Genomic DNA, 23,003 nt, shown 5'->3' on the forward strand with positions numbered 1-23,003 from the left:
GTCAAAATGGTCAGGCTTTGCAGCGCGTATCGATGAACGCCCCGACCTGCCTTTGCATCTCTGCATCGTCCCAGAGCCGCGCGTCCACCATGCTGGCGCTGAGTTCCAGCACCGGCAGGCCGGCTTTTTCGAGGCTGGTGCGGCAGATTTCCGTGCCATAGGCCGAAAGCCTGTCGCCCTGAGGGGTCAGCATCACGGCGCCATGGGCACCAAAGGCTTCCGCCTGCTCGAGAATCCATCCGGCCATCCAGGGCGGCAGATGCAGCTGCTCATTCATCGAGATCGACCGGGCTGCCAGCGCGCGCAGCGGATCGTCGTCGAAATATTTGCGATAACCGTCCGAAAAGAAGTTCGTGTACATCGACCAGACGAACACCGCGCCATGGCTTTCCTCGAAGGCGCGGTAAAAGCCGGTGTTGAACCACAGCCCGGTGTTGATCCAGAGCAGCCGCACCTTCTCGTTGCCGCAGATGCCATAGCCGGTATCGACCCGCTGCTGGATCTCCTCGACATAGCTGCGCATGTGGTCCACCGCCCATTGCGAGCCGCGATTCCAGGTGGCCGCCATCACATTGGTCAGCTGGTCGGGCAGGGCGACCGGGCAGGGCCGCGCCTTGGCGATCAGGTCGCGGGCTTCCGCTGCAAGTTCGCCGGCCTCGTTGATGCGGTGCATCTCCTCGGCCAGCGTGTCGCGGTTGAGCTTGCGCCCCAGCACGCCTTCGGAAAAGCCGATCAGCGCCTCGATCTGCTCCACCTGATAATCGAGCCGGTGGCTTTCATAGAGCCATTCCCAGTTGCGCTGCGCATGGTTCCACCAGTCGGGAACCAACCGCGTCTGCGAGGGCGTATCGAGATAGAAGGCCGGGCAGTCGAAGGCGCCGGCCCATTGGGCGGTGATGCGCTGGGCGTAGTCGCCGCGCAACCGGTCGAGGATCAGCGCCGGGCGCGGCAACCCGCCATAGGGCGCCTTTTCCGGGTTGCCATCCAGCGTCGTCATCATCGGCAGGCTGAGATAGCGCGGCAGGTCGTGGTGATAGCCCAGCCGGTCCATCAGGTCGAAATAATGCGGCGACAGCCGCTTGGCCGCGATGATCGAGGAGTACCAGGTGTTGGTCACCAGCGGCACGTCCATCGCGTGGAAGATCTCGTGCGGCGAAACCGCCGCTGCGATCACATAGGGTTCGCCTTCCTCGATAGCGCGGTGCTGGAAATCCTTGAACCAGGATTTCTGCTTGTCCCGCGCCCGTGCGGTCGCGGCGAGCCGGTCCCCATCCGCTTCGGTGTCGGCTGCCGGCGAGGGCTTGGTTGCGGCGGTCATCGGCTGAGCTCCCGCACGAAGGTGGCGATGTCCGTCTGCGTCCGGTCATCGATGGACCAGTAGGATTGGCCGGTTAGGAGAATTGAAGCGACGCCGATCGCCTCGAGCGCCCGCTTCTGGGCGGGGTAGTCCCAGCCCAGCGTGTCGTCATGCGCCTCGAGCGCAAAGATCACGCCATCCACCGCCGCGTCCCGCACCCGGGCAATGAACTCGGCATCGACCGCCTCCTGCGGCAGGCGCCGCGGGCTCGGACGATGGGTCATGCAATGGGCAACCAGCGCCTGCATCGGATCATCGCTGTCCCCCACGGGGGTCTCATAAAGCGTTTCGCCCCAGTCATGATCGTCGGCCACGATCGTGGCCCCGGTGGCTTCCACCGCCCTGTAGAACCCATCATGCTCCTGCGGGCTACCCTTGATCATCAGGCGCGGTCCAGGCACGATGGTCTCGTGATGGGTCACGGCTTCGGCGATCAGGGCCGCTAACGCGTCCACAGGCAGCACCTGCCCGCAGCCGGCAAGGCGCAGCGCGGTGGTGCCACTGATCGCGGGGGGCGTCGTCCGCCGTCTGGCAACGATAGTGCCAAACCCCCTCCGCGCCGCGTCATGGCTGGCAATCGCATCCGCAATCGCCTTGTCGCTGATCGGCGCACCCGCGATCCCTCCAAGCCGAGTGCGCAACTCCTCCATTCGCGCCCGCACATAGCGAGCCGTATAGTCGAACGGGGTCTGGAGCAGATCGAAGAGGTGTAGTGCCGGCAGCCGCAGCTCCGGTTCGGTCGTCCGGATGTGCTCGACGAGGTAATAGAACTGCAGCAGCCCCTCGGAGCTACGCGGCACCACGATCAGGTCGAGAAAGCCGTAGTCCCCGGCCAGCAGCTTTTCGACTATGGCGCGCAGATAGCCCTCGCGCACCGGCTCCATATAGGCATCCGAGCGCGCCGTGCCGCGTGCCGGATCGCCGACGAGGCGGAGGGGGAACATGCCCGCGGCGGTGATGAGCTCGGTCGGCACCGTTGCACCCAGCACCCCGATCACTCTGCCGCCGTGGGCATAAAACCGGCGCGCTTCCGCTTCACGATCAGCATAGATCGATGCAATGTCTTCGAGCCGGTGTGCGGGCCCGGCGCTCACAACACGCCTCCAACCCGCATTTCGTCGATCTGGGCACGCGAATAGCCCAATTCCAACAGGATTTCATCGGTATGCTGACCGAGGTCAGGCGCGCTTTCGGTGCTGCCGGGGCCATCCTCATCGGCCGCGAAACCGGCATTGACCACCTTCATCGTCCGGTCGAGCACCGGCACGTCGATTTCGGTAAAGGTCTCGCGCCCCTCGAAATAGGGGTGCCGCGCAATGCCGGGAAGATCGCGCACCACCGCACAGGGTATCCCATTGGCGTTGAACGCAATTTCCCACGCCTCGGCACTGCGCGTCTTGAGCGTGTCGATGATTGCGGCGCGCAGCGGCTCTGCATTCTCCCATCGGCCGGCGGGGTCGCTAAACCTTTGATCTTCAAGAAGTTCCGGCAGGTTCAGCACCTTGCAGAGGCTGGCAAACTGCTCATTGGTATTCGCGCCGATCGATAGCGGCCGATCCGCCGTCGGAAACATGTCGGCAGTAGCACTGAGGCTGAAGCCGCGATTTCCAACCCGCTTAGGCTCGTCGCCGGTGCCGAAATACTTGAGCAGCATCGAGCTCATCAGCACCATCGATGCGTCGAGCATGCTCACATCAAGAAACTGCCCGCTGCCACCGCGCTCTCGTCGCAGCAATGCTGAAATAATTGCAAATGCCGCGAGGTGACCAGAGAAGGTATCGATTACAGGAAAGCCCACCTTTGTTGGCGGATCATCCGGTTCGCCTTGCAGAGACATCAATCCCGACATGGCCTGCGCAATATGATCATAGGCAGGATTGTCGCGCAGGATCGAGTCCTGTCCATAGCCCGAGATCGCGCAATAGATCAGCCTGGGATTGAGCTTGCGGCAATCCTCCCAGCCGAAGCCCTTGCGCGCAAGCACGCCTGGCCGGAAATTCTCAACCAGAACATCGGCTTCGATGACGAGCTTTCGCAGCACCTCCAGCCCTTCGGGCTTGGCAATGTCGAGCGTTATCGAGCGCTTGCCGGCATTATACCCGATGAAGTTCGCCGAGTTCCGCCCGAACCGTTTGTCATGCCCATAATACCGCATCACGTCGCCGGCGCCGGGCCGCTCGACCTTGATCACGTCGGCACCCAGCAGCACCAGCTGGCGGGTGCAGAACGGCCCGGCCATCACATGGCTGAGATCGAGAATGCGGATGCCATCCAGAGCGCGTGCCATATGCCAAGCCTAATCAGTTGTTCGAAAACGGAAATTTCAGGAGCGCGCCCTCTCGAAAGGGCGCGAGTGTCGCGGCGATGTCGGTGCTGTCCTCAAGGTCCAGCAGGGCACTAAAGCCTACCCGGGCGGCCTCGTCGGTTACCGAGCGGCGGGTGCAGTCGTGGAACTTGGTCCAGGCTTCGTCTTCGGTCAGCGGATCGCGCGGCCCGCGCCACTCGCCGCTTTCGCCAGCTTCTTCAAGCACTTGGCCGCTGATGAGACGCACGGTCAGCCGGCTGCGAAAGTCCACCGGCCCCTTGGGGCTGCCATCGGCAAGCCCGCCAACACTGGTCCTCGCCATCAGGCTTCGGATGGCCGGATCGTTGAACGCGCCACCCTCGAAATCGCCCAGTCGAACCTGCCCCTGCGACAGCGCCCGCGCCACCACGTATTGAAGGCTGAACTTCGAGGCCAGGGGCGTCTGTGGATCAGGCGTGTCGATGTTGAGAAGGCGGGTTGGATTGATGCGGATATCGATGCCAGCGATCTGATCGGGCTCGATGTTCTGCTCCCGCCGCAGTTTCAGCGCCAGCGCGATCGAGGAGTGCGTGCTGCCGCAGCAGGGATAGAGCTTGGGCCCGAGCTCTGTCGTTTCGATGGTCGAGGGGCTCATCCAGCCGCCGAGCACTTCATCCACGTCTGGCGCATCCAAGCCATTGAAAACGTGAAAGAAACCGTTCCGGCCGTCGAGCGCTGTCTCGCGGGCCGAAAAGCCCTGTTGCGCGAGGAGTGCCGCCATCACCCCGTGGCGGGCCGCCTGGCCGCAATGCAGCGGCTTGGTCATCGACCCGATATTGCCGCCAATGCCCGATGCCAGCGACGCCGCGATGCAGAGCGCCGTGGCCGTCGCCTCGGTATCGAGGTCGAGCAAAGTGGTCGCGGCGGCGGTCGCTCCGAAGATGCCGATCGTCGCACTTGGGTGCCAGCCGCGATGGAGGTGCGCCGGCACGCTGGCAATGCCGATCCGCATTGCCGCTTCAAATCCAAGCACATAGGCGAGCAGTGCCCGCCTTCCGCTGGCCCCGCAGTGCTCGCCCAAAGCCAGTAGTGCCGGGACGAGAACCGCGGACGGATGCAGCATGGCGGCAGTGGCGCAATCGTCATAATCGAGCGCGTGCGCGGCTGTGCCGTTGATCAGCGCGGCATCGAGCGGGCCCGTGGTGGCCCCGATCCCCAGAAGCGTCGATCGACCTGTTGCTCCTGCCATACCCGGCAAAGCGAGAAGGTGCTGCAAGGCCGGCTCACCCATCCCCCCCAGCGTAACGCCGACCGTGTCGAGCATAGCGTCCCGGGCCCATCGCCTCGACAGTGCGGAAAGCGGGGCGCTGCGGCTCGCCACGAGCCGCTCCGCCAGCGCGGTCGCGAGCGGTGCCGTACCGCCTTTGTCTCCTGAGCCCCTCATGTGCCGGCCTCTGTCGTTTGCATCAGGCGCAATGGCCTTGCGTCCAATGCAAGTGCATGGTTATCTGTCATAACTAAAAAATCAAGCATGTTCGCCCGGCTGGTCCGGAGTCGACGGCAGGGGGAGGGCAGATGACGGTCGCTACGACGCGCTCCATCATATCCGGTGAGGCGGGGGCACAGACGGCGCCCCGGGTGCAGGTGCGCAACCTCAGCAAGATCTATCGCACCCGACGGGGCGAGCACGTCGCACTCGACAATGTCTCGATCGATATTGGCGCCGGCGAGTTCGTCGTCCTTCTGGGGCCGAGCGGGTGCGGAAAAACCACGCTGCTGCGCTGCATTGCCGGGCTCGAAGAGCCCGATGGCGGTGAAATCCACATCAACGGCAAGCTGGTCTATTCGTCGTCGGCCGGCATCTCCGTGCCGCCCGAGGGGCGGGCGCTCAACATGGTCTTCCAGTCCTATGCGCTCTGGCCGCATATGTCGGTGGTCGACAATGTCGCCTATCCGCTGCGCAACGCCCGTGCATCGACGAGCGAGGCACGCGCCAGGGCCGCCGAAACACTTGAACTTGTGGGACTTGGCGCCTTCACGGCAGCCTATCCCGGCCAGTTGAGCGGAGGGCAGCAGCAGCGCGTGGCGCTCGCGCGCTCGATCGTTTCCAATGACGGGCTGGTGCTGTTTGACGAGCCGCTGTCCAATCTCGACGCCAAGGTGCGCGACCGTCTGCGGGTGGAACTGCTGAACCTGCAAAGCCGCATCGGCTTTTCGGCCGTCTATGTCACCCATGACCAGATGGAAGCCCTTGCGCTGGCTGATCGCGTCGCGGTGATGGATGTGGGGCGGATCGCCCAGATCGGTTCGGCCCGCGATATCTATGATCGGCCGACATCGCGCTACGTGGCCGACTTCGTGGGGTCCGCCAACGAGATTGCCGGGCGGATCGTCAGTTCGTCCGAGGGCGTCGCTATCGAGACGCCGATGGGCCGTCTCAGCGGCGTTGCCGGGAGCGACCGGCTGGCCGAGGGCGCCAAGGCGATCGCCATGGTGCGGCCCGAGCACTGCATTCTGGCTTCGCCGGGATCGGCAGCGTCGGGCAACCAGGTCGAGGGCGTTGTGGAGCGCTCGCTCTATCTCGGGCCCGTTGTGCAGCATTTCATCATGGTGGGCGAGCAGCAGTTGACCGTCAGCGTCTCCGGTGGCGAAGGACTGCAGCCCGGCTCGCGGGTCGCCATCGGTTTTGCAGCGGACCGGACCCGGATTTTTGCAGCTTAGGAGCGACGCGATGGACGCCACCACCCGCGCCGCCCCGACGCGCAAGGCCAGCGCCCTCGCCGGGGCCATTCGCAACATGACGTGGTTCAGCGCCGTTTTGTGGGCGCTGATGGCCATCGTCGGCCTTCTCGTAGTCTATCCGCTGCTGACCGCGCTCATCCATGAATTCGATCAGGTGGTGATCGGATTGGGCGAGTTGGGGCAGGGCGATCTCGCCGCCTCGGTGCCTACAGTGTTGTGGAACACCTTCGTTGTCGTGGTGGGTGGAACAGTCATTGCGCTCGTCATCGGGTCGGCGCTGGCCTGGGCCAATGAACGCAGCGATGCCAGCCTGGGGTGGATCGGTCAGCTCCTGCCGCTGGCCGCGCTGATCGTTCCGCCCATTGCCGGCGTCATCGGCTGGGCAGTGCTGCTCGATCCGCGCGCCGGGCTGATGAACCACTTCATCCGCAACATGCTGGCGCCCTTGGGCATCAGCTTCGATACCGGCCCGTTCAATATCTACACAATGGCCGGCCTCGTGATCATCACGGGGCTTTACATCGTGCCCTATGTGTATCTGGTGGTGTCTGCGGCCCTGCAGCGGCTCGACCCGGCCGTGGAGGAGGCGTCCCGTGTCTCTGGCGCCAACCCGTTCAAGACGCTCTACCGCGTAACGCTTCCCGCGGTTCGGCCGTCGCTGGTGGCCTCCGCGCTGCTTGGCGTGATCTCCGGGGTGAGCCTGTTCTCCGTTCCCGCGATTTTGGGCGGCGGCGCCCGCATCGACGTGCTCTCGGTGTTCATCTACCGGCTGCTGAGCGTCTATCCCACGCGCATCGGACCGGCGCTGGTTCTGGCGATGGGCATGCTCGTGCTGGTGCAAGTGCTTCTTGTGGCACAGCATCTGTTGATCAGGCGCGGGCAGAGCGCCGCGATCGGCGGGCGCGGCTTCCGGGGCACGCGGGTCAAGCTCGGGCCGTTCCGCTATCTCGTGCTAGCCATGGCGGCGCTCTATCTGCTCGCGACGGCGGTGCTGCCGCTGCTGGGGCTGCTGCTTGTGTCATTGCAGCCGTTCTGGACGCCTTCCATCAACTGGGCGACGCTGACGCTCGACAATTTCAAATTCGTGTTGCTCGAGAACAAGACGACGGTCAGCGCGCTCATCAACAGCATGTGGCTGGGCTTCGTCGTCGCAAGCTTCAACATGCTGCTGACCGGCGCGACCACGCTGCACTTTGTGCGCAATCCAGCCGCGCGCCGGCTTGCGGACTCGCTCACCGGCATGCCGGCGACCATTCCCCATACCGTCATCGGCGTCGCCTTCATCCTGGCGTTCAGCCAGCCGCCGCTACGCATCTATGGCACGACCGCGATCCTGCTGCTGGCCTATGTGGTGATGACGCTGCCCTATGCCGCCCGCGCCGCCAGCGCCGCCGCCGACACCATCGGCATCGAGCTGGGCGAGGCATCGCGCATCAACAAGGCCAGCGATCTCGTGACCCTCTGGCGCATCATGCTGCCGCTCGCCCTGCCGGGACTCGTGGCCGGCTGGATCATGGTGTTCGTGCACACAGTGGGCGAGATCACCGCCTCGGCCTTTCTTTCGGGCACCAACAACCCGGTCATCGGACGCGTGCTGCTCGATTTCTGGACATTCGGCAATTTCCCGCAGGTGGCGTCGCTGGCGCTGATCATCACGGTGATCAGCTCGACCTTCGTGGGGCTGATGTTGCTCGTGACGCGGCGTCGGCATGCGGTAACCGTGAGCTGACGCGAAAAGACAGACTTACCGGCGACCCGAAAACGGGCGCCAGCCAAGGAGGACCATATGACCATCGCAAAGACCGCACTGCATCGCCGGGGGCTGCTCAAGGCCATCGGACTATTAGTGGCTGCCCCGCTGCTGCTCTCGACGAGCATCACCGGCGCCATGGCGCAGATCAGCGAAGAGCTGATCGCGGCAGCCAAGGCCGAAGGTAGCGGCACGATCTATACCAGCATCGACCCCACCATCATGGCCAATGTCGCCCGGGCCTTCCAGAAGGCCTATGGCATCCCGGTCGATATCCAGCGTGCGAGCTCGTCCGCGCTCGCGCAGCGCTTCAACGCTGAGACGGAATCCAACAATTTCATCGCTGACGTCTATTACAGCACCGACCGTGCCTTCCACGACGAGTCGGGCGGCAATGGTCGCTTCCTGCCGGTGACGGAACTGGCGGGTTATGCCGAATGGCCCGCAGAGGCCAAGGACGAGACCTCCATCGTCATCGGCTACAATCCCTATTCGCTGATCTGGAACACGCAACTGGTACCCGAGGGGCTGACCAGCTGGGAAGACCTGATCGATCCCAAGTGGAAGGGCAAGGTCATGCTGACCGATCCGCGGATCGGGGTGACGTCGAACCAGTTCTACAAGATGTTCCGCGAAATTTATGGCGACGATTTCCTGCGCAAGCTGGGCGAGAACGCCACCTATTCGCCCAGCGCCGTGCCCGGCATCCAGCAGGTTGCCGCCGGCGCCCAGGCGATCTATGCGCCCGGCATCCACCAGGTTGCCGTCGGCCTGCTCGACAAGGGCGCTCCGCTGGGGGAAGCGTTCCCCGAGCCGACGATTTCGTCCAACAATATCGCGAGCCTCGTAGCCACGGCGCCCCATCCCAATGTCGCCAAGCTTTTCGTCAGCTTCCTGATGACGCCCGAGGCGCAGGCCATCAACAACCAGGATGGCTGGTCGCCGATCGAAGGCATCGAGGGAACGCGCGAGATGCCGCAGACCGTGGATATCGACCCCGAGGAAACCGCGGCCGAGGTGCCGGAGCTCCTGCAACTGCTCGGCCTGCAGCAGTAAGCCGATCGATCAGAGGCAAATGCCCGCCGTCCGGACATCCGTCCGGGCGGCGGTTTCGTTCAGCGGGGTGGGCGCACGCCAGAGAGGAATGCCGTAACCGCTTCGCGATGGGCGTTGCTCGTATAGCACATCGCCTGCGCAGTCCGGCCGCGCTCGAAGACATTGTCGAGCGAAGCTTCGAGTGAGCCGTTGAGAATGGTCTTGCCCAGTGCAAGGGCGAGGGGCGATCCGCTCGAAAGCTCGGTGGCCCAGGCGACGGCCTCCTCCACCAGCGTCTCTTCGCCGCCGCCGCGATCGGCTAGTCCGATGGCAAGCGCCTCGTCCTGACGCACCGTGCGGCCCGAAAAGATCAGTTCCTTGGCACGTGGAAGGCCGATGCGACGCGGCAGCAGATAGAGCCCGCCGCCATCGGGCACGAGGCCCATGCGGATATAGCTCATGGCAAAGCTCGCCTTAGGGGCTGCGATGATGAGGTCGCAGGCCAGAGCGAGATCGCAGCCGAGCCCGGCCGCCGCCCCGTTGACGGCGGCGATGGTCGGCTTGGGCAGGCGGGTGAGCGTGGCGATGAGCTGCTGGGTCAGCGCCTGGCTCTGCCAGCCGGCGGCGGCGATCTCTCCCGAACCCGCCTCCAGCCGCGCGCCCATGGCCTTGATGTCGCCGCCGGCGCAGAAGGCGGGGCCGGCGCCCGTCAACACTACTGCCTTCACCGAAGGGGCAGCCGCCAGTCGCTCGCAGGCTGCGATCATGGCGCGGCGGGTTGGATCATCGAAGGCATTGCGCGCCTCGGGGCGCGACAGGGTGAGGATGGCAACGGCACCCTCGCGCCTCTCGATGATGGCAGCGGAGTTCTCGGCGGCATCGGTCATGGCTCGGTCCCCGTATCTGCCCGATCTCAGTGCCCGCCGGCCAGGCGCTTTTCTCCCGCCTCGATCCGGATCGGCAGCACGTTTTGGGCCGGCGGCAGGGGGCAGACGGCGAATTCGGTGAAGGCGCAGGGCGGGTTGATGGCCTTGTTGAAATCGAGCACGATTGTCTTGTCCGTCACCTCCTCGCCATAGACGAAACGGCAGGCGGCATAGGTGCTGTCGCGCGATGTCAGGTCGCGGATGACGAATTGCGGGCTTTGCGGCGTACCGTGGGTGGCGAGGAGTTCATAGGCCACGCCATCCTTGCTGAAGACCGCCTTGTGACTGGCCTCGACCTCGGTGGTGATGGCCTTGGACGTGGTGATGGTGAGCCCCATCGGCGCGTCGAGCTTCACCCACTCGGCCGTCAGTCGCCAGCTCGGATCGTAGGGGAAATACGCGATGGGCGGCAGGGCGTCGCCCGCCTTCGATGCGGTATCGCGCACGCGCAAGGCATTTTCGCCGTTGAGCGTTGTGACCTCGAGCAGCAGCGTGCCAGAGGTGAAGCGCGGCGGGTGCGCCTTGGAGAGGGCGAGCGTGATGGGTGCGCCGCCATCGGCGGGCGTGTAGGTAACGCCACCTTCGTGGTCCTGGGTGAGTGTGCCGACATGGGCGGGCCCGGCCGGAAGCACGATGTCGTTGTCCGAGGCGCTGCCCATACGCACCGTACCTTCCGACAGCCACTCGCGCGCTATGATGTTGAGCCAGCCATCGGGCGCCTTCAGCGCCTCGAGGCGGCGGGCCTGCCACTGGAGATAGGCTTTGTGCTGGTCGGTCATGATCGTGTGTCCTTGAGGGATAGGCGCGGTACGCTGGCAAGCAACCGCTGCGTATAGGGGTGCTGGGGTCGGGCCAGAACTTCGGCTGTGTCGCCGCTTTCGACGATGCGGCTGCGTTCGAGGATGACGATGCGGCGGCAGAGCGCGGCCACCACGCCGATATCGTGGGAAACGAACAGCAGGCTCATCCTGGTGCCGAGGCTGGCCAGCAGTTCGACAATGCGGATCTTGGTCGTGAGATCGAGCGCGCTCACGGCCTCGTCGGCCAGCAACAGGCGAGGACCCGCCACGATGGCTCGGGCGATGGCGATGCGCTGGCGCTGGCCCCCGGAGAACTGGTGCGGATAGCGCCCGGCGGCATCGGCATCGAGCCCCACCGACGACAGGGCATCGGCCACCATCTGCCGGTGGTCGCCGGGAATGCGCAGCGATCGCAGGGGTTCTGCGATGATGGACGATATCTTCTGGCGCGGATCGAGCGACGAATAGGGGTCCTGGAAGACGATCTGCGCCTGCCGACGAAACTGCCGCATGAAGGCGGCGTTGCGCGGATCAAGCGACGCACCATCGAAGGTGATGGTTCCGCTATCGGGCCGGGCCAGTCCCAGCAGCAGACGGAGCAGGGTGGTCTTGCCAGAGCCGGATTCGCCTACGAGGCCGACCGTGTCGCCGCTCTCCATCGCGAACGAGACATCATCGAGAATGCGGCGCTCGGCGGTATAGCCGAAGCTGACCCGGTCGACGCTGATGAGGGTCATTGCCGCCCCTCCAGCGCCGCATCGAAGCGCCGCGCCGCCGACAGCAGGCTGCGTGTGTAATCGTGAGCCGGCTCGGAAAAGACCCGCGCAACCGGCCCCGATTCAACGGCAACGCCCTGGCGCAGCACGATGACCTGCTCCACAGCGCTTGCGACCAGCGGCAGGTCGTGGCTGATGAACAGCAGCGCCATATTGCGGTCGCGGACCAGCCGGTCGAGCAGCGCCATGATCTCGGCCTGTGTGGTGACATCGAGGGCGGTGGTCGGCTCGTCGGCGATCAGCAGGTCCGGCTCGCAGGCAATTGCCATCGCAATCGCAACGCGCTGCCTCTGCCCGCCGGATAGCTCATGCGGATAGGCCCGCGCGATGCGCACCGGATCGGGCAGGGCGACATCGACCATGATGGCGAGCACAGCCGCATCGAGCGCCTGGCCCGAAAGCGGCCGGCCATCGCGGCGCGCCCGCCGCCGCAACGGCTCGCGGATCTGCCGACCCACCCGCATCAGTGGATCGAGCGCGGTCAGGGGCTCTTGGAAGACGATGGCGACAGCCTTCCCCCGCAACTGATCGAGGTCGCGGTCCGCGGCGCCGACGACCTCGCGACCGGCCAGCTTCACCGATCCGCTGGCGCGCAGCCCCGGCGCAAGCAGGCCAGTCGCAGCTAGCGCGGTGAGTGATTTGCCGGAGCCCGATTCCCCGATCAGCCCGAGCCGCTCGCCGCGTTGCAGGGTCAGCGACAGAGTATCGACGAGGACCTTGGTTGCCGAACGAACGCTCAACCCGGTGATCTCGAGCAGCGGGCTCATGACAACGTCCTCGCGGCATCGATCCGCGCCCGCAGCCCATCGGCCAGCAGGTTGACGCCGATCGCGAGGGAAACGAGTGCAATACCGGGTGCGATGGCGCCCAAGGGAGCGGTGTAGACCGTGCCCTGCGCCTCCTGCAGCATCCGGCCCCACGAAGCATTGGGCGGTGGCGCGCCGAGCCCCAGGTAAGAAAGCGAAGCTTCCGCGATCACGGCCAGCCCGAACTGGAGGGCGAAATTCACCGAGAGCGTCGGCCAGATATTGGGCAGCACATGGATCGCGACGATCTTGGGCCAGCTCGAGCCGGAGGTTCGCGCGGCGGTGATGTAATCCATAACCAGCACGCGCTTGGCGAGAATGCGCGTGAGGCGTGCGACGATGGCTGAAAGCGCGATGCCAAGCGCGACGATGGCAGAGCCGAGGCTCGCCGTATCGCTGGCTGCCACCACCAACATGGCGATGAGCAGGGTCGGGAAGGCGATGAGGATATCGAGGGTGGCGGCCAGCGCATCATCGAGCCAGCGGCTGGCAAAGGCCGCCAGGATGCCGATGCTGACCCCGATGGTGGCCCCGATCGCCACGGCGCCAAGGCCCACGGTCAGGGCGATGCGGCTGCCGATCATCAACTGGGTAAAGAGGTCTCGCCCCAGCCGGTCCGTGCCCACCCAATGGGCAAGGCTCGCTCCTTCGAGCCGGCCACCGGTGAAGGCGTTGGGCTCATAGGGCAGCCAGACGAGGGTCAGTAGGCCGATGGCGATGTGCAGGCCGACCAGCATTATACCTGCCATGAGGGTGAGCGAGACGATACCCCTCCGGCGGTTCGGCGATGCAGCAACGTCACTCATGCCTCCACCCGCGTCCGCCCGCGCAGGCGCGGGTCGATGAGGCGCTGCGCAAGATCTGCGGCAAAGCCGATGATGAGCACCAGCAGCGTCGAGACGAACAGCACGCCCTGCACATTTGGGTAGTCGCGCTGCTGAATCGCGAGCAGAAGCATAGATCCGAGGCCGGGCAGGCTGAAGACGCGCTCGATGACGACGGCGCCGAGAAAGGTCGTCGCCAGCTCGATGCCGAGGATCGAGATCACCGGAACCGCGCCATTGCGCAGCCCGTGCCTGACGAGCGCCTCGGTGAAACCCGCGCCGAGCGCGCGTGCCGTCCGCAGATAGTCGCTGCCCAGCACATCGAGCGTTGCGGCGCGGACATAGCGCAAAAGCGACGCGCCCATCACGAGCCCGATGGTGAGCGCGGGCAGCACCATGCCGATGGCCGCTTCACCAAAATTGCTCCAGCCGCGCAGGGGGAAGCCACCCGATGGCAGCCAGCGGAGGTTTATCGCAAAGAGCGTCACCAAGAGGATGCCCACCCAGAAAACCGGGATAGCGATGCCGAGCTGGGAGATGACGGAGATCGCCGCGCCATACCAGCGATCGGCGCGAATGGCCGACAGCATGCCGAGCGGCACGGCGAGGGTGATGGCGATCAGAAAGCCCAGCGCGGTCAGCGGCAGGGTCACCGACATGCGGTTGCCGATCTCTTCGAGCACCGAAGCGCGGCTGACAAAGGATGTGCCGAGATCGAGCCGCGCGAGATTTCCGATGAACGTGCCGAACTGCACATGCAGCGGCTGGTCCGACCCCACCTGCGCCCGCGCCGCTTCGATCTGCTGCGGCGTCGCGCCGACGCCGAGCAGCGCGTTGGCCGGATCGCCGGGCAGAAGGCGCAGGAGCACGAACAGCACCACCGCCGCAACGAAGAGCGAGACGATGAGAATCAGCGTGCGGCGGAGGGTGTAGGCGAGAATGGCGGACGTCCTTGCGCGAGGGGTGTCGCAACAATAGCGGGGCTTAAAAGGCAAAGCCACCGGCTGGTCGGCCGGTGGCGGTTTTTGCGGGCAGAGCCAGTCCGGCGAGATGCTGGACTGGCCTGCGGTGAGCGCTTCAGCGCAAGCGCTTCAAGGCTCGAAGCCTATTGAGCTTTCTCGATGTCATAGGCGAAGAACTGCGAGTTCAGCCCGTTGACCGGATAGCCGGTGACATTGGCCGCCGACACCACGATCTGCGGATAGAGATAGAGCCAGTTGCTGGCCGCATCCTCGGCGATGATCTTGTTGGCCTCGGTGAGTTTCTCGAACTGCTCGGCTTCCGAGCCGGCGGCCTCGGCGTCGGCGATAAGCTTGACCACGTCGGGATTGTTGTAACCCCAGTAGAAGTCGGGATTGCCGTAGAAAACGATGTCGCGGTGGTTGACGTGCTCTTGCAGCGTCGCCTCGAAATTCCGCTCCTGGTAGATCTTGGTATACCATTCATTGGCGGTGATGATGTTGATGTTCACCGTGACGCCGATCTTGGCATATTCGGTCTGCAGGAACTGCGCGACGATCGGGTGCGGATCATAGTCCGGCGTATCCAGGGTGAAGGTGAAGCCATCGGGATAGCCGGCTTCGGCGAGCAGGGCCTTGGCGCTCTCGACGTCATAGGCATCGACGCCCGTGAGATCGACATACCACGGATCGGTAGGGGGCACGAACGAGCCGATCAGCGTGCCGTAATCGCCCCAGATCGAATTGAGCAGCCGCGCCTTGTCGGTGGCTCGGGCGAGGGCCTTGCGTACCTTGACGTTGTCGAAGGGGGCCACCCGGTCGTTATAGGCGAGCAGTTCCTTGGTGGTCGAGGCGCCCTCAGTGACCGTGTAGCTCGGATTGCCGCTGAACTGGGCCAGCGAATCCGGGCTCTGCACCGAGGTGATGATGTCAATGGCGTTGGTCAGCAGGGCGTTATTCAGCGCCGTGGCATCGGTGAAATAGGTGTAGATCACCTCGCCATTGCTGGGGGCCTCGCCCCAATAGCCATCAAAGCGCGAGAGCGCGAGGGCCGAGCCCCGACGCCATTCGGCAAGGGTGTATGGGCCGGTACCGTCCTCGGCCGAGGTGATGTCGCCCGCCGCGTCGTTGACGATCCAGACATAGGAGAGGTTGTAGGGCAGGGAAATCGACCGCGCGGACAGCGTGATCACGACCGTCTGGTCATCAGGTGTCTCGATGCCGGCAATGGTGGAGAGGCTGCGCTTGCGCGAGCTTTTGGAGGCTTCGGCAGTGACGCGCTCGATGGAGTATTTGACGTCGGCGGCGGTCAGGGGATCGCCGGAGTGGAAGGTCACGCCTTCCTTGAGCTTGAAGGTATAGGTGAGGCCATCCTCGCTCGCCTCGTAGCTCTCGACGAGGCGCGGCTCGACGGTGCCGGCATCGGTCAGTTGAAACAGCGCCTCATAGACATTGCCGTTGAAGGCCTCGTTGATGCCCTGGCCGGCGCCGGCGGTGTTGTCGAGGTTCTGCGGCTCGTAGAGCGATCCGATGCGGATGCTGGCGTCAGGGTTGAAGCCCTGCCCGAGCGCGATTGCCGAAAAGCTTGCGCCGGCAAGAAGGGCGGCGACGAAAAGCAGGGGCCTGGAGGTCATGGTAGTATCTCGGTTGAAAGCGTTGAGCCAATATAGCCCATGACCTGCCGCGTCTCCATCGCCGCCGCAATCATGGGCTTGCGCGTGCAGAGCGTCACGGCGAATGAATTTTCCACCGGCGTACGGGCGGAGAAACGATACATCTCCGAGCGCCTCGGAACGCTCATGCGCTGATGGTCAGGCGTCGAGCACTTCGGTCAGCCGCAGGATCCGGCGATCAGGCACCACCGGCGCATCGGCAGAAAGCCCGATGCCGAAGGGGTCGTACCAGATGCCCGTCATGCCCAGCCGCTGCGGCGCCAGAACGTCCCAGACGAGATCATCCCCGATCATCCCTGCGTCCTGAGGGTCGACCGCGAGTGCCGCAAGAGTATGCACATAGGCCCGGCCGTCGGGCTTGCCGAAACCGGCCTCCTCCTCGACCTGGATGTGATCGAAGCGATGGCGCAGACCGAAGCGGTCGATCTTGGCATTCTGCACCTCGGTCGCGCCGTTGGTCACGAGCCCGAGCTTGAGCCCACGCGCACGGAAGGTGTCGATGACGGCCAAGGCGTCGGGATAGAGGTACATGTTCTCTTCGCGATAGGCGGCGTAGCGATCGGCGATGGCGTCGGCGACAGTATCGAGCCCCGTGAACCCGGCCGAAAGGACGGCGTTGCGCACGACCGATCGCCTTGTCGCGACGGCCTGGAGCCGCCAGCGACGACGATTGTCGTCATCGCTGAGGAAACTCGCGGTGCTGTCGGCAATCACCGTCGCGACAGCGCCCGGATCATGGCCGGCAAGCCCCTCCGCAAACTCGCGCACTACCGCATGCCACGCCGGGGCCGGATTGGCGTAGGCGAAGATCAGCGTATCATCGAGATCAAAGAGAACCGCCCGTTTCATCGCGCACGCCCGTCGTAATGGCTAAGAATGACGGCAGCGGCGGCCCCGAGATCGACGCTGCATCCCAAGCTTGCGAGAGCCTGCCCGACCGCCAGGACGCCGGTCAGCACCGGCTGGAGTGCTGCGCGCGGACTTGTGTGGTTGAGCCGGACAAGCCTTTCGGCAGCTTCCCCGATACCGGGACCTATGCCGGTATCGAAGGGCGCAAGGGCGGAGAGCAGGTTGCCGATCCCGATGCCCGGTGGCGGTACGGCCGCCGTGGTGAGGTTGGATGCGCGATCCGGCGACACGAACGCTGTCAGTCCGAGGGCGACGAGCCCTGCCCGGGTGGCCTCCGCGGCGCGGGCGTGGCGGGCGATGACTGCGGCAAGCCCTTCGCGCTCGACCCGGTCGAGGGCGGCATCGAGGGCATGAAGCTCGAGCGCCGAGGGCATGCCGGGCAAGGCGCCGCGCCCCTTGTCGAGCCAGTTGTGCTTGAGATCGAGCAGCGAGAGAGAGGAGAGTTCCGGCGCGCCGGGCGCGAGAAGCCGCTCCCACGCAGCCGGGCTCACCGACAGCGCCGAGAGGCCGGCCGATCCGCCAAGCGATTTCTGCGCGCCGATGACGGCGATGTCGATGCCCAATGCATCGACATCGAGCTCGTGGCCACCCACCGAGGCCACGGCATCGACGATGACCAGCGCACCAGCGGCCCCGGCTGCACGCGCGATGGGCTCGAGCGGATTGAGAATGCCGCTCGAGGATTCTGCGTGGACGAGCGCTACGAGGTCGTAACCGCCTTTGGCCAGTTCGGCCTCGACGGCTGGAGCCTCGATCGGTTGCCCGCCCGAGGCGCGCAGATCGGTCACCTCCGCACCGGCCCGGCACAGCCAGCGGCCGAACCAGTCGCCATAGGGGCTTGTCACGATATTGAGGGCGCGCATGCCCCGGCGGGGGAGACTGGTCGCCACGGCTTCGAGCGCAAGGATTGCCTCGCCCTGGACGATCAGCACATCGTTTTTCGTGTTGAGGATCGCAGCCAGCCGGTCCGCAAGTTCGGCCATCCGGCTGGGCGGAAACGGTGGAATATCGAGAAGGGCGGCGGCGGCGAGGGCAGGGATCATCTAGGCCTCTCTTGATGAAGACGGGGCACGGCGGCGATCAGCGCGCGCGCCATGGGGGACGAGGGCTGGGCGATGACTCGGCCGGTGGGACCGGTTTCCACGATCCTACCCGCGTCCATGATCGCGACCCTGTGGGCCACCGCTTTGACGACTGCGAGATCATGGGAGACGAAGAGATAGGCCAACCCATCCTGGCGTTGCAGCTCGACGAGCAGGTCGAGGATCTGGCCCCTGATCGACACATCGAGCGCCGATACCGCTTCATCGAGCACAATGAGCCGGGGCTCGCAGGCCAAGGCCCGCGCGAGGGCGACACGCTGTCGCTGGCCGCCCGAAATCTCCCCGATCCCGCGATCAAGAAGGCTGGCAGGCAGCTGAACGCGGTCGAGCAGGGCGTTGGCCCTCATGCGCCACTGGCCGCGCGGCGCGAGCCTGTGGATGCGCAGAGGATCGGTGATCGCGGAAAGGACGCTGGCGCGCGGGTTGAAGGCGCCGAGCGGATCCTGGAACACCATCTGCATCAGCCGGCGCTGGCGGCGCAGGGCGCTGCCCTTGAGCCCCAGCCAGTCCTGCCCGGCAAAGCTGACCTCGCCGGCATCGGGTTCGATGAGACGCGTGATGACGCGGGCAAGGGTGGATTTGCCGCTGCCCGAGGGCCCCAGAAGTCCCAGCGTCTCGCCGGCCGACAGGGTGATCGACACGTCATCAAGCGCGGTGACCCGTCGGCCGCCGCTGATGAAGCGCCGGCTGATGGAATTGGCAACGAGCAGGGGCTCTGCACCGTCCGTCGCGAGGCCTTCCTTCATGGCACCGTCCGTCCGATGCGCGGGGTATCGGTAAGGTCGATATGCGTGCCGAGAAGATGGCGGGTATAATCGGCCTGCGGCGTCTCCACCAATTGCAGCGCCGGGGCCAGTTCGACGAGCCGAGCCTGATGCATCACCGCGATGCGGTCGGCAAGGCTCGCCGCCAGCGCGATGTCATGGGTGATGAGGATCAGCGCCATGCCATCGGCGGCGCAGAGGTCGCGGAAGAGCGCCACGATTTCGGCCTGCACGAGCACGTCGAGCGCACTGGTTGCCTCGTCGGCGATGAGCAGGCGGGGCCGGGCGGCGATGGCTGCCGCGATCGCGATCCGCTGGCGTTGCCCGCCCGAAAACTGGTGTGGATAGGCCCGCATCGCCAGTTCCGGATCCGGAATGCGGACGCGGCCCAGAAGTTCGAGCGCAAGGATGCCGGCCTTTTCCCAATCCAGCCCGAGATGGCGCTGCGCGGCCTCGGCCACCTGCTCGCCGATGCGCAGCACCGGATTTAGACTTGCGCCCGGATCCTGGAACACCATGCCGAAATCGGCTCCAGCCCTGGCGCTGCGGCCGAGCGAGGGCCAGGTGATGTTGCCCGAAAGCCTCGCACCGCGTGGCAGGAGGCCTGCCAGAGCGAGCGCAAGCGTGCTCTTGCCCGACCCGCTCTCTCCGATGATCGCGAGCTTTTCGCCGGGCGCGATGTCGAGGGAGACAGCGTCGAGCGCAGGCTCTGCCTGACGGGGGTAAGTTACGGACAATTCCGTCAGGTGCAGCAGTGCCGTCACGCCCGATCCCTCCGGGCGAGCATGGTGGCGAGACCCTCACCGAAGAGGTACACGCCGATGACGGTTGCCACCAGAGCGAGGCCCGGCACGATGGAGAGGTAGGGCGCCGAGCGCAGGACGCTACGGCCTTCGGCGATCATCGAGCCCCAGGTTACGATGTTGGGATCGCCCAGCCCGAGGAAGGACAGCGCCGCTTCGGTCAGCACCGCGCCGGCGACGATGACCGCGCTCAGGGCTAGGACCGGAGGGATGGCGTTGGGCAGCACTTCGCGCAGCGCGATCTCGAGCGGATGCATGCCGATGATGCGAGCCGAAGCGACATAATCGCGCTCGCGGATCGACAGCACTTCGGCGCGCGCCAATCTTGCCGGTCCGGTCCAGGCCCCGAGCGCAATGGCAAAAATTACCACCGGCAAGGTCGGCTGCGCCACGCTGACAAAGGCAAGCGCCAGCAGGAAGCCGGGCACGATCTGGAACGCGTCGACCACCCGCATCAGCGCTTCGTCGACGAGGCCGCCGGCAAAGCCCGCCAGCGTACCGATGATCGCGCCGATGGCCACAGCGACCAGCGCCGCAGCGATGCCCACCAGCAGCGACGCCCGCGCGCCATGCACGAGCCCGGCAAGCACATTCCGGCCCAACCGATCGGTGCCGAGCGGGAACGCGGGATCGGCAAACGGCACCAGCAGCGGTCGGCCGGCGATGCGAAGCGGATCGCCCGGAAACAATAGCGGCGCCAGGAGCGCGATGGCGGCAAGCACGAGCAAAAGCAGCGCGCCGATCACGCCTTCCGGCGAGCCGATGAACCGTCGAACCGCACTCACGAGGACACCTCTGAGGCACCCACGCGCGGATCGAGGAGCACATAGATGAGGTCGATGACGATGTTGACGCAGATCACCAGCAGCGCGCTGACCACGATGATGCCCATCAGCAGGGGCGCGTCGCGCAGGCCAACTGCCTCCTGCGCCAGCCGGCCGAAGCCGGGAATGGCAAAGACGCTTTCGATGACGACGCTGCCGCCCAGCATCGATGCGGCCTGGAGCCCCAGCATGGTCACTACCGGCAGCAACGCGTTGCGCGCAACATGGCGCAGCACGATCCGAGACGGCGCAAGACCCTTGGCGCGGGCGGCGCGGACGAAATCGAGCCGCCAGATCTCGGCCATTCCGGCGCGCATCAGCCGCAGGAAGAGCGCCAGATAGATCAGCGCGAGCGCCGAGACGGGCAGCACCAGATGGCGGGCGATGTCGAGCGCACGGTCGAGGCCCTCCTTGCCCGAGGCGATCGTCTCGATGCCGGAGGTCGGAAACCAGCGCAACTGCACCGCAAAGGTGATAGACAGGACCAGCCCCAGCCAGAAGCTCGGCACGGCGTAAAGGGCCAGCGAGCCGATCGACAGCACGCGATCGCGAAGGCTGCCCGGCTTTGCGCCGGCTACGATGCCGAGCAGGGTGCCGAATACGAACGAGAGCGCGGTGGCGCTGCCCATGAGGTAAAGCGTGTTGGGCAGCCGCTCGAGGATGAGCCCGGCGATCGGCCGGTTGAACCCCACCGACCAGCCGAGATCGAAGCGCAGGAGCGAACCGAGATAAAGCCAGAGCCGGCTCAGCGCCGACTGATCCAGCCCGTAACTCTGCCGCAACTGCGCAACCAGCGCGGCATCACCGCCTCCGATGGACACCAGATAGGCATCGACCGCATCGCCAGATGCCGATTCCAGCAGAAAGAACGTGCCGACGACCACGATCAGCAGCACAGGAATGCTGCTGATCGCGCGACGTCCCACGAGGCGCAGGGCACGGTTCAAGATGGCGCCGACTCCGGTTCCGGGATCAGCCTATCACTGCTCCAGGGCCACATCCGCCCAGTTTGACACGGCCCAGCGCGGATTGTTGCCGACATTGAGCACGGATGTGCGGGCCACCGTGATGAAGCCCCATTCGGCGACGTTGATCAGCGGCAGGTCCTCTGCCACCTTCTCCTGAAGCGTGTTGTAGAGTGCGGTGCGGGCCTCGGTATCCACCGTTTCGGCCGCCTGGTCGATCAGGGCGTCGATCTCGGCATTGGCGTAGCCGCCCTGGTTGGAGAAGCTGACCCCGGCCGGCGTGCCCGAGCGCAGCAGGATGGTGGTTGAAATCGCCGGATCGCCGCGGAAGACCGGCGGCGCAACGGCAAGATCGAAATCATGGTCCGTATAGACTGCCTTCTGGTGGGCGGCGGAGTCGTTGTTGACCAATTGCGCATCGATGCCGATTTCGGCAAGCGCCTGCCGCAGATAATCGCCGAACTGACGGGTCTCGTTGAAATAGGGAGCCGGCAGCAGCTTGAGCGAGAACCGCACGCCATTGGCGCCGCGCGGATAGCCTGCCGCATCGAGCAATTCGTTGGCCTTGGCGACATCGAAGTCGTATTGCGGCACATCCGGATTGTAGAATTCCGGCGCGTTCTGCGGCACGAGGCCGGTGGCCGGCTTGGCATAGCCGAGGAAGATTGTGTCGATGACGAACTGCTTGTCGATGGCATGGGCGATCGCCCGGCGCACCTCGACATTGGCCAGCTCGGCGCGGCGGTGATTGATCTCCACCACCAGCTGATAGGTCAGGCCCTCATAACCCTTGGAGACGACCTCGATACCCGGCACCTGCGAGATGCGTGCAAGGTCGGCGAGCGGGACAGCGGAGAACGCCGCGAGGTGAATTTCCTCGGCTTCTAGCGCGCCGGCCGCGGCGGCACGATCGGGCAGGACGCGGTAGATGATCTCGTCGAGCCTCGGCTGGCCTTCGCCCCAATACTCGGCGTTGCGCTCGAGCCGGTAATACTCACCAGGACGATATTCGGCGAACTTGAACGGTCCGGTGCCCACGAGTGCGGCATTGGCCGGGTTGGCCGCGATGTCCGTGCCTTCATAGAGATGACGGGGCAGTACGCTCGTCACCACCGGCAGCGCGTTGCGCAGCAACTGGAAGGGGGTGGGCTTGGAGAAGTTGAACACTGCCGTCAGGTCGTCAGGCGTGTCGACGCTTTCGAGATTGGCGAAGACGATGCGCCCGAGGTTCTGCAGCGGCTTCCAGACCTCGATGGCCGAGAAGGCGACGTCGGCCGACGTAAAGGGCTGCCCGTCATGCCAGACTACGCCCTCGCGCAGCTTGAACGTCGCGCTGAGGCCATCCTCAGACCCTTCCCACGACACCGCAAGCCGCGGTACGACCCCTCCCTCAGCCTCGAAATCGGCTTCCGCAAGCGCCTCGATCACTTTGCTGGAAATGAAGAACACGCCGTTGGACGCGACGATCGCAGGGTTGAGGTTGCGCGGCTCGGAATCCGCAGCCACGATCAGCCGCCCGCCGCTCGGCGTATCCTGGGCAAAGGACCACGAGGGCAGGGCAGTCGAGGCCAGCAAAAGCCCGGCTCCCTGAAGAACTCGTCTGCGCGAATAGAGGGCCATCATCATCTCCTTCGAAGCCGGGCGTCCCGCCTCGGCTGCACTGGATGAACATTAGCCCAGTTGTTTGGCCGAGCGCGAGGCAC

22 protein-coding genes are annotated in these 23,003 nt (G+C 65.3%); 3 read left to right on the top strand and 19 right to left on the bottom strand.

Features of this window, described 5'->3' with window-relative positions:
- Positions 1 to 10 precede the first annotated feature (10 nt).
- The 4 genes from BT183_RS03670 to BT183_RS03685 are packed head-to-tail and all read right to left on the bottom strand — an operon-like array spanning position 11 to position 5,085.
- A complete protein-coding gene (locus BT183_RS03670; RefSeq protein ID WP_072339119.1) occupies positions 11 to 1,318 on the bottom strand; it encodes a 2-hydroxyacyl-CoA dehydratase family protein in 1,308 nt (435 codons plus the stop codon).
- Positions 1,315 to 2,451: a 2-hydroxyacyl-CoA dehydratase subunit D gene (locus BT183_RS03675; protein ID WP_072339121.1), complete on the bottom strand. Its 1,137-nt coding sequence runs from the start codon at positions 2,449 to 2,451 to the stop codon at positions 1,315 to 1,317. The genes BT183_RS03670 and BT183_RS03675 overlap by 4 nt, the downstream gene beginning before the upstream one ends.
- A complete protein-coding gene (locus BT183_RS03680; RefSeq protein WP_072339122.1) occupies positions 2,448 to 3,644 on the bottom strand; it encodes a CaiB/BaiF CoA transferase family protein in 1,197 nt (398 codons plus the stop codon). The genes BT183_RS03675 and BT183_RS03680 overlap by 4 nt, the downstream gene beginning before the upstream one ends.
- A 13-nt stretch (positions 3,645 to 3,657) precedes the next feature.
- Positions 3,658 to 5,085, bottom strand: coding sequence for an MmgE/PrpD family protein (locus tag BT183_RS03685; protein ID WP_072339124.1), 1,428 nt, complete (start codon positions 5,083 to 5,085; stop codon positions 3,658 to 3,660).
- 131 nt (positions 5,086 to 5,216) lie between these two features.
- On the opposite strand from BT183_RS03685, the gene BT183_RS03690 reads away from it, so the two are divergent.
- From BT183_RS03690 to BT183_RS03700, 3 genes are read left to right on the top strand one after another with little or no spacing between them, the layout of a single operon-like run.
- Positions 5,217 to 6,362, top strand: a complete 1,146-nt coding sequence (locus BT183_RS03690; protein WP_072339126.1) for an ABC transporter ATP-binding protein — start codon at positions 5,217 to 5,219, stop codon at positions 6,360 to 6,362.
- 10 nt (positions 6,363 to 6,372) lie between these two features.
- Positions 6,373 to 8,112, top strand: a complete 1,740-nt coding sequence (locus BT183_RS03695) for an ABC transporter permease (RefSeq protein ID WP_084603223.1) — start codon at positions 6,373 to 6,375, stop codon at positions 8,110 to 8,112.
- 57 nt (positions 8,113 to 8,169) lie between these two features.
- Entirely contained in the window at positions 8,170 to 9,189 is a 1,020-nt protein-coding gene (locus tag BT183_RS03700; protein ID WP_072339128.1) for an ABC transporter substrate-binding protein, read from the top strand.
- A 59-nt stretch (positions 9,190 to 9,248) separates the two neighbouring features.
- Here BT183_RS03700 and BT183_RS03705 read toward each other — a convergent pair whose 3' ends face one another.
- From BT183_RS03705 to BT183_RS03770, 15 genes are all read right to left on the bottom strand, one after another.
- A complete protein-coding gene (locus tag BT183_RS03705) occupies positions 9,249 to 10,055 on the bottom strand; it encodes an enoyl-CoA hydratase/isomerase family protein (protein ID WP_072339130.1) in 807 nt (268 codons plus the stop codon).
- Between the two features lie 26 nt (positions 10,056 to 10,081).
- Positions 10,082 to 10,873 carry a DUF1684 domain-containing protein gene (locus BT183_RS03710; protein ID WP_072339132.1) on the bottom strand — a complete coding sequence of 264 codons (792 nt, stop codon included), beginning with the start codon at positions 10,871 to 10,873 and terminating at the stop codon, positions 10,082 to 10,084.
- On the bottom strand, positions 10,870 to 11,631 hold the full coding sequence (locus BT183_RS03715; protein WP_072339134.1) for an ABC transporter ATP-binding protein: 762 nt from the start codon (positions 11,629 to 11,631) through the stop codon (positions 10,870 to 10,872). The genes BT183_RS03710 and BT183_RS03715 overlap by 4 nt, the downstream gene beginning before the upstream one ends.
- Entirely contained in the window at positions 11,628 to 12,437 is an 810-nt protein-coding gene (locus BT183_RS03720; protein ID WP_072339136.1) for an ATP-binding cassette domain-containing protein, read from the bottom strand. The genes BT183_RS03715 and BT183_RS03720 overlap by 4 nt, the downstream gene beginning before the upstream one ends.
- Positions 12,434 to 13,282 carry an ABC transporter permease gene (locus BT183_RS03725; protein ID WP_072339138.1) on the bottom strand — a complete coding sequence of 283 codons (849 nt, stop codon included), beginning with the start codon at positions 13,280 to 13,282 and terminating at the stop codon, positions 12,434 to 12,436. Before BT183_RS03725 ends, BT183_RS03720 begins: the two co-directional genes overlap by 4 nt.
- Positions 13,279 to 14,181 carry an ABC transporter permease gene (locus BT183_RS03730; protein WP_244545279.1) on the bottom strand — a complete coding sequence of 301 codons (903 nt, stop codon included), beginning with the start codon at positions 14,179 to 14,181 and terminating at the stop codon, positions 13,279 to 13,281. The genes BT183_RS03725 and BT183_RS03730 overlap by 4 nt, the downstream gene beginning before the upstream one ends.
- A gap of 224 nt (positions 14,182 to 14,405) precedes the next feature.
- Positions 14,406 to 15,893 (bottom strand): ABC transporter substrate-binding protein, encoded by a 1,488-nt coding sequence (locus BT183_RS03735; protein WP_084603224.1) that lies wholly within the window; start codon positions 15,891 to 15,893, stop codon positions 14,406 to 14,408.
- On the bottom strand, positions 15,890 to 16,036 hold the full coding sequence (locus BT183_RS20680; RefSeq protein WP_177282383.1) for a hypothetical protein: 147 nt from the start codon (positions 16,034 to 16,036) through the stop codon (positions 15,890 to 15,892). Before BT183_RS20680 ends, BT183_RS03735 begins: the two co-directional genes overlap by 4 nt.
- Positions 16,037 to 16,070: 34 nt before the next feature.
- Complete coding sequence (locus BT183_RS03740) at positions 16,071 to 16,781, bottom strand: HAD family hydrolase (protein ID WP_072339140.1); 711 nt, start codon at positions 16,779 to 16,781, stop codon at positions 16,071 to 16,073.
- The gene (locus tag BT183_RS03745) at positions 16,778 to 17,881 is read right to left on the bottom strand and encodes a pyridoxal-phosphate-dependent aminotransferase family protein (RefSeq protein ID WP_072341477.1); all 1,104 of its coding nucleotides are present in this window, start codon (positions 17,879 to 17,881) and stop codon (positions 16,778 to 16,780) included. The genes BT183_RS03740 and BT183_RS03745 overlap by 4 nt, the downstream gene beginning before the upstream one ends.
- Positions 17,881 to 18,690, bottom strand: a complete 810-nt coding sequence (locus BT183_RS03750) for an ABC transporter ATP-binding protein (protein ID WP_072339142.1) — start codon at positions 18,688 to 18,690, stop codon at positions 17,881 to 17,883. The genes BT183_RS03745 and BT183_RS03750 overlap by 1 nt, the downstream gene beginning before the upstream one ends.
- Entirely contained in the window at positions 18,687 to 19,472 is a 786-nt protein-coding gene (locus BT183_RS03755; protein WP_072339144.1) for an ATP-binding cassette domain-containing protein, read from the bottom strand. Before BT183_RS03755 ends, BT183_RS03750 begins: the two co-directional genes overlap by 4 nt.
- The gene (locus BT183_RS03760) at positions 19,469 to 20,296 is read right to left on the bottom strand and encodes an ABC transporter permease (protein WP_072339146.1); all 828 of its coding nucleotides are present in this window, start codon (positions 20,294 to 20,296) and stop codon (positions 19,469 to 19,471) included. Before BT183_RS03760 ends, BT183_RS03755 begins: the two co-directional genes overlap by 4 nt.
- On the bottom strand, positions 20,293 to 21,282 hold the full coding sequence (locus BT183_RS03765; RefSeq protein WP_072339147.1) for an ABC transporter permease: 990 nt from the start codon (positions 21,280 to 21,282) through the stop codon (positions 20,293 to 20,295). Before BT183_RS03765 ends, BT183_RS03760 begins: the two co-directional genes overlap by 4 nt.
- A 33-nt stretch (positions 21,283 to 21,315) precedes the next feature.
- Positions 21,316 to 22,926: an ABC transporter substrate-binding protein gene (locus BT183_RS03770; RefSeq protein WP_072339149.1), complete on the bottom strand. Its 1,611-nt coding sequence runs from the start codon at positions 22,924 to 22,926 to the stop codon at positions 21,316 to 21,318.
- Between the last annotated feature and the right edge of the window lie 77 nt (positions 22,927 to 23,003).

Source organism: Devosia enhydra, from assembly GCF_900119845.1.
In the GTDB taxonomy this organism is placed as follows: Bacteria; Pseudomonadota; Alphaproteobacteria; order Rhizobiales; family Devosiaceae; genus FPKU01.

Excerpts from the sequence above, each read along its gene's own strand:
- BT183_RS03670 (WP_072339119.1), bottom strand. The coding sequence starts at position 1,318 with ATGACCGCCGCAACCAAGCCCTCGCCGGCAGCCGACACCGAAGCGGAT.
- BT183_RS03680 (WP_072339122.1), bottom strand. The coding sequence starts at position 3,644 with ATGGCACGCGCTCTGGATGGCATCCGCATTCTCGATCTCAGCCATGTG.
- BT183_RS03685 (WP_072339124.1), bottom strand. The coding sequence starts at position 5,085 with ATGAGGGGCTCAGGAGACAAAGGCGGTACGGCACCGCTCGCGACCGCG.
- BT183_RS03690 (WP_072339126.1), top strand. The coding sequence starts at position 5,217 with ATGACGGTCGCTACGACGCGCTCCATCATATCCGGTGAGGCGGGGGCA.
- BT183_RS03695 (WP_084603223.1), top strand. The coding sequence starts at position 6,373 with ATGGACGCCACCACCCGCGCCGCCCCGACGCGCAAGGCCAGCGCCCTC.
- BT183_RS03700 (WP_072339128.1), top strand. The coding sequence starts at position 8,170 with ATGACCATCGCAAAGACCGCACTGCATCGCCGGGGGCTGCTCAAGGCC.
- BT183_RS03705 (WP_072339130.1), bottom strand. The coding sequence starts at position 10,055 with ATGACCGATGCCGCCGAGAACTCCGCTGCCATCATCGAGAGGCGCGAG.
- BT183_RS03710 (WP_072339132.1), bottom strand. The coding sequence starts at position 10,873 with ATGACCGACCAGCACAAAGCCTATCTCCAGTGGCAGGCCCGCCGCCTC.
- BT183_RS03715 (WP_072339134.1), bottom strand. The coding sequence starts at position 11,631 with ATGACCCTCATCAGCGTCGACCGGGTCAGCTTCGGCTATACCGCCGAG.
- BT183_RS03720 (WP_072339136.1), bottom strand. The coding sequence starts at position 12,437 with ATGAGCCCGCTGCTCGAGATCACCGGGTTGAGCGTTCGTTCGGCAACC.
- BT183_RS03725 (WP_072339138.1), bottom strand. The coding sequence starts at position 13,282 with ATGAGTGACGTTGCTGCATCGCCGAACCGCCGGAGGGGTATCGTCTCG.
- BT183_RS03735 (WP_084603224.1), bottom strand. The coding sequence starts at position 15,893 with ATGACCTCCAGGCCCCTGCTTTTCGTCGCCGCCCTTCTTGCCGGCGCA.
- BT183_RS20680 (WP_177282383.1), bottom strand. The coding sequence starts at position 16,036 with ATGTATCGTTTCTCCGCCCGTACGCCGGTGGAAAATTCATTCGCCGTG.
- BT183_RS03740 (WP_072339140.1), bottom strand. The coding sequence starts at position 16,781 with ATGAAACGGGCGGTTCTCTTTGATCTCGATGATACGCTGATCTTCGCC.
- BT183_RS03750 (WP_072339142.1), bottom strand. The coding sequence starts at position 18,690 with ATGAAGGAAGGCCTCGCGACGGACGGTGCAGAGCCCCTGCTCGTTGCC.
- BT183_RS03770 (WP_072339149.1), bottom strand. The coding sequence starts at position 22,926 with ATGATGATGGCCCTCTATTCGCGCAGACGAGTTCTTCAGGGAGCCGGG.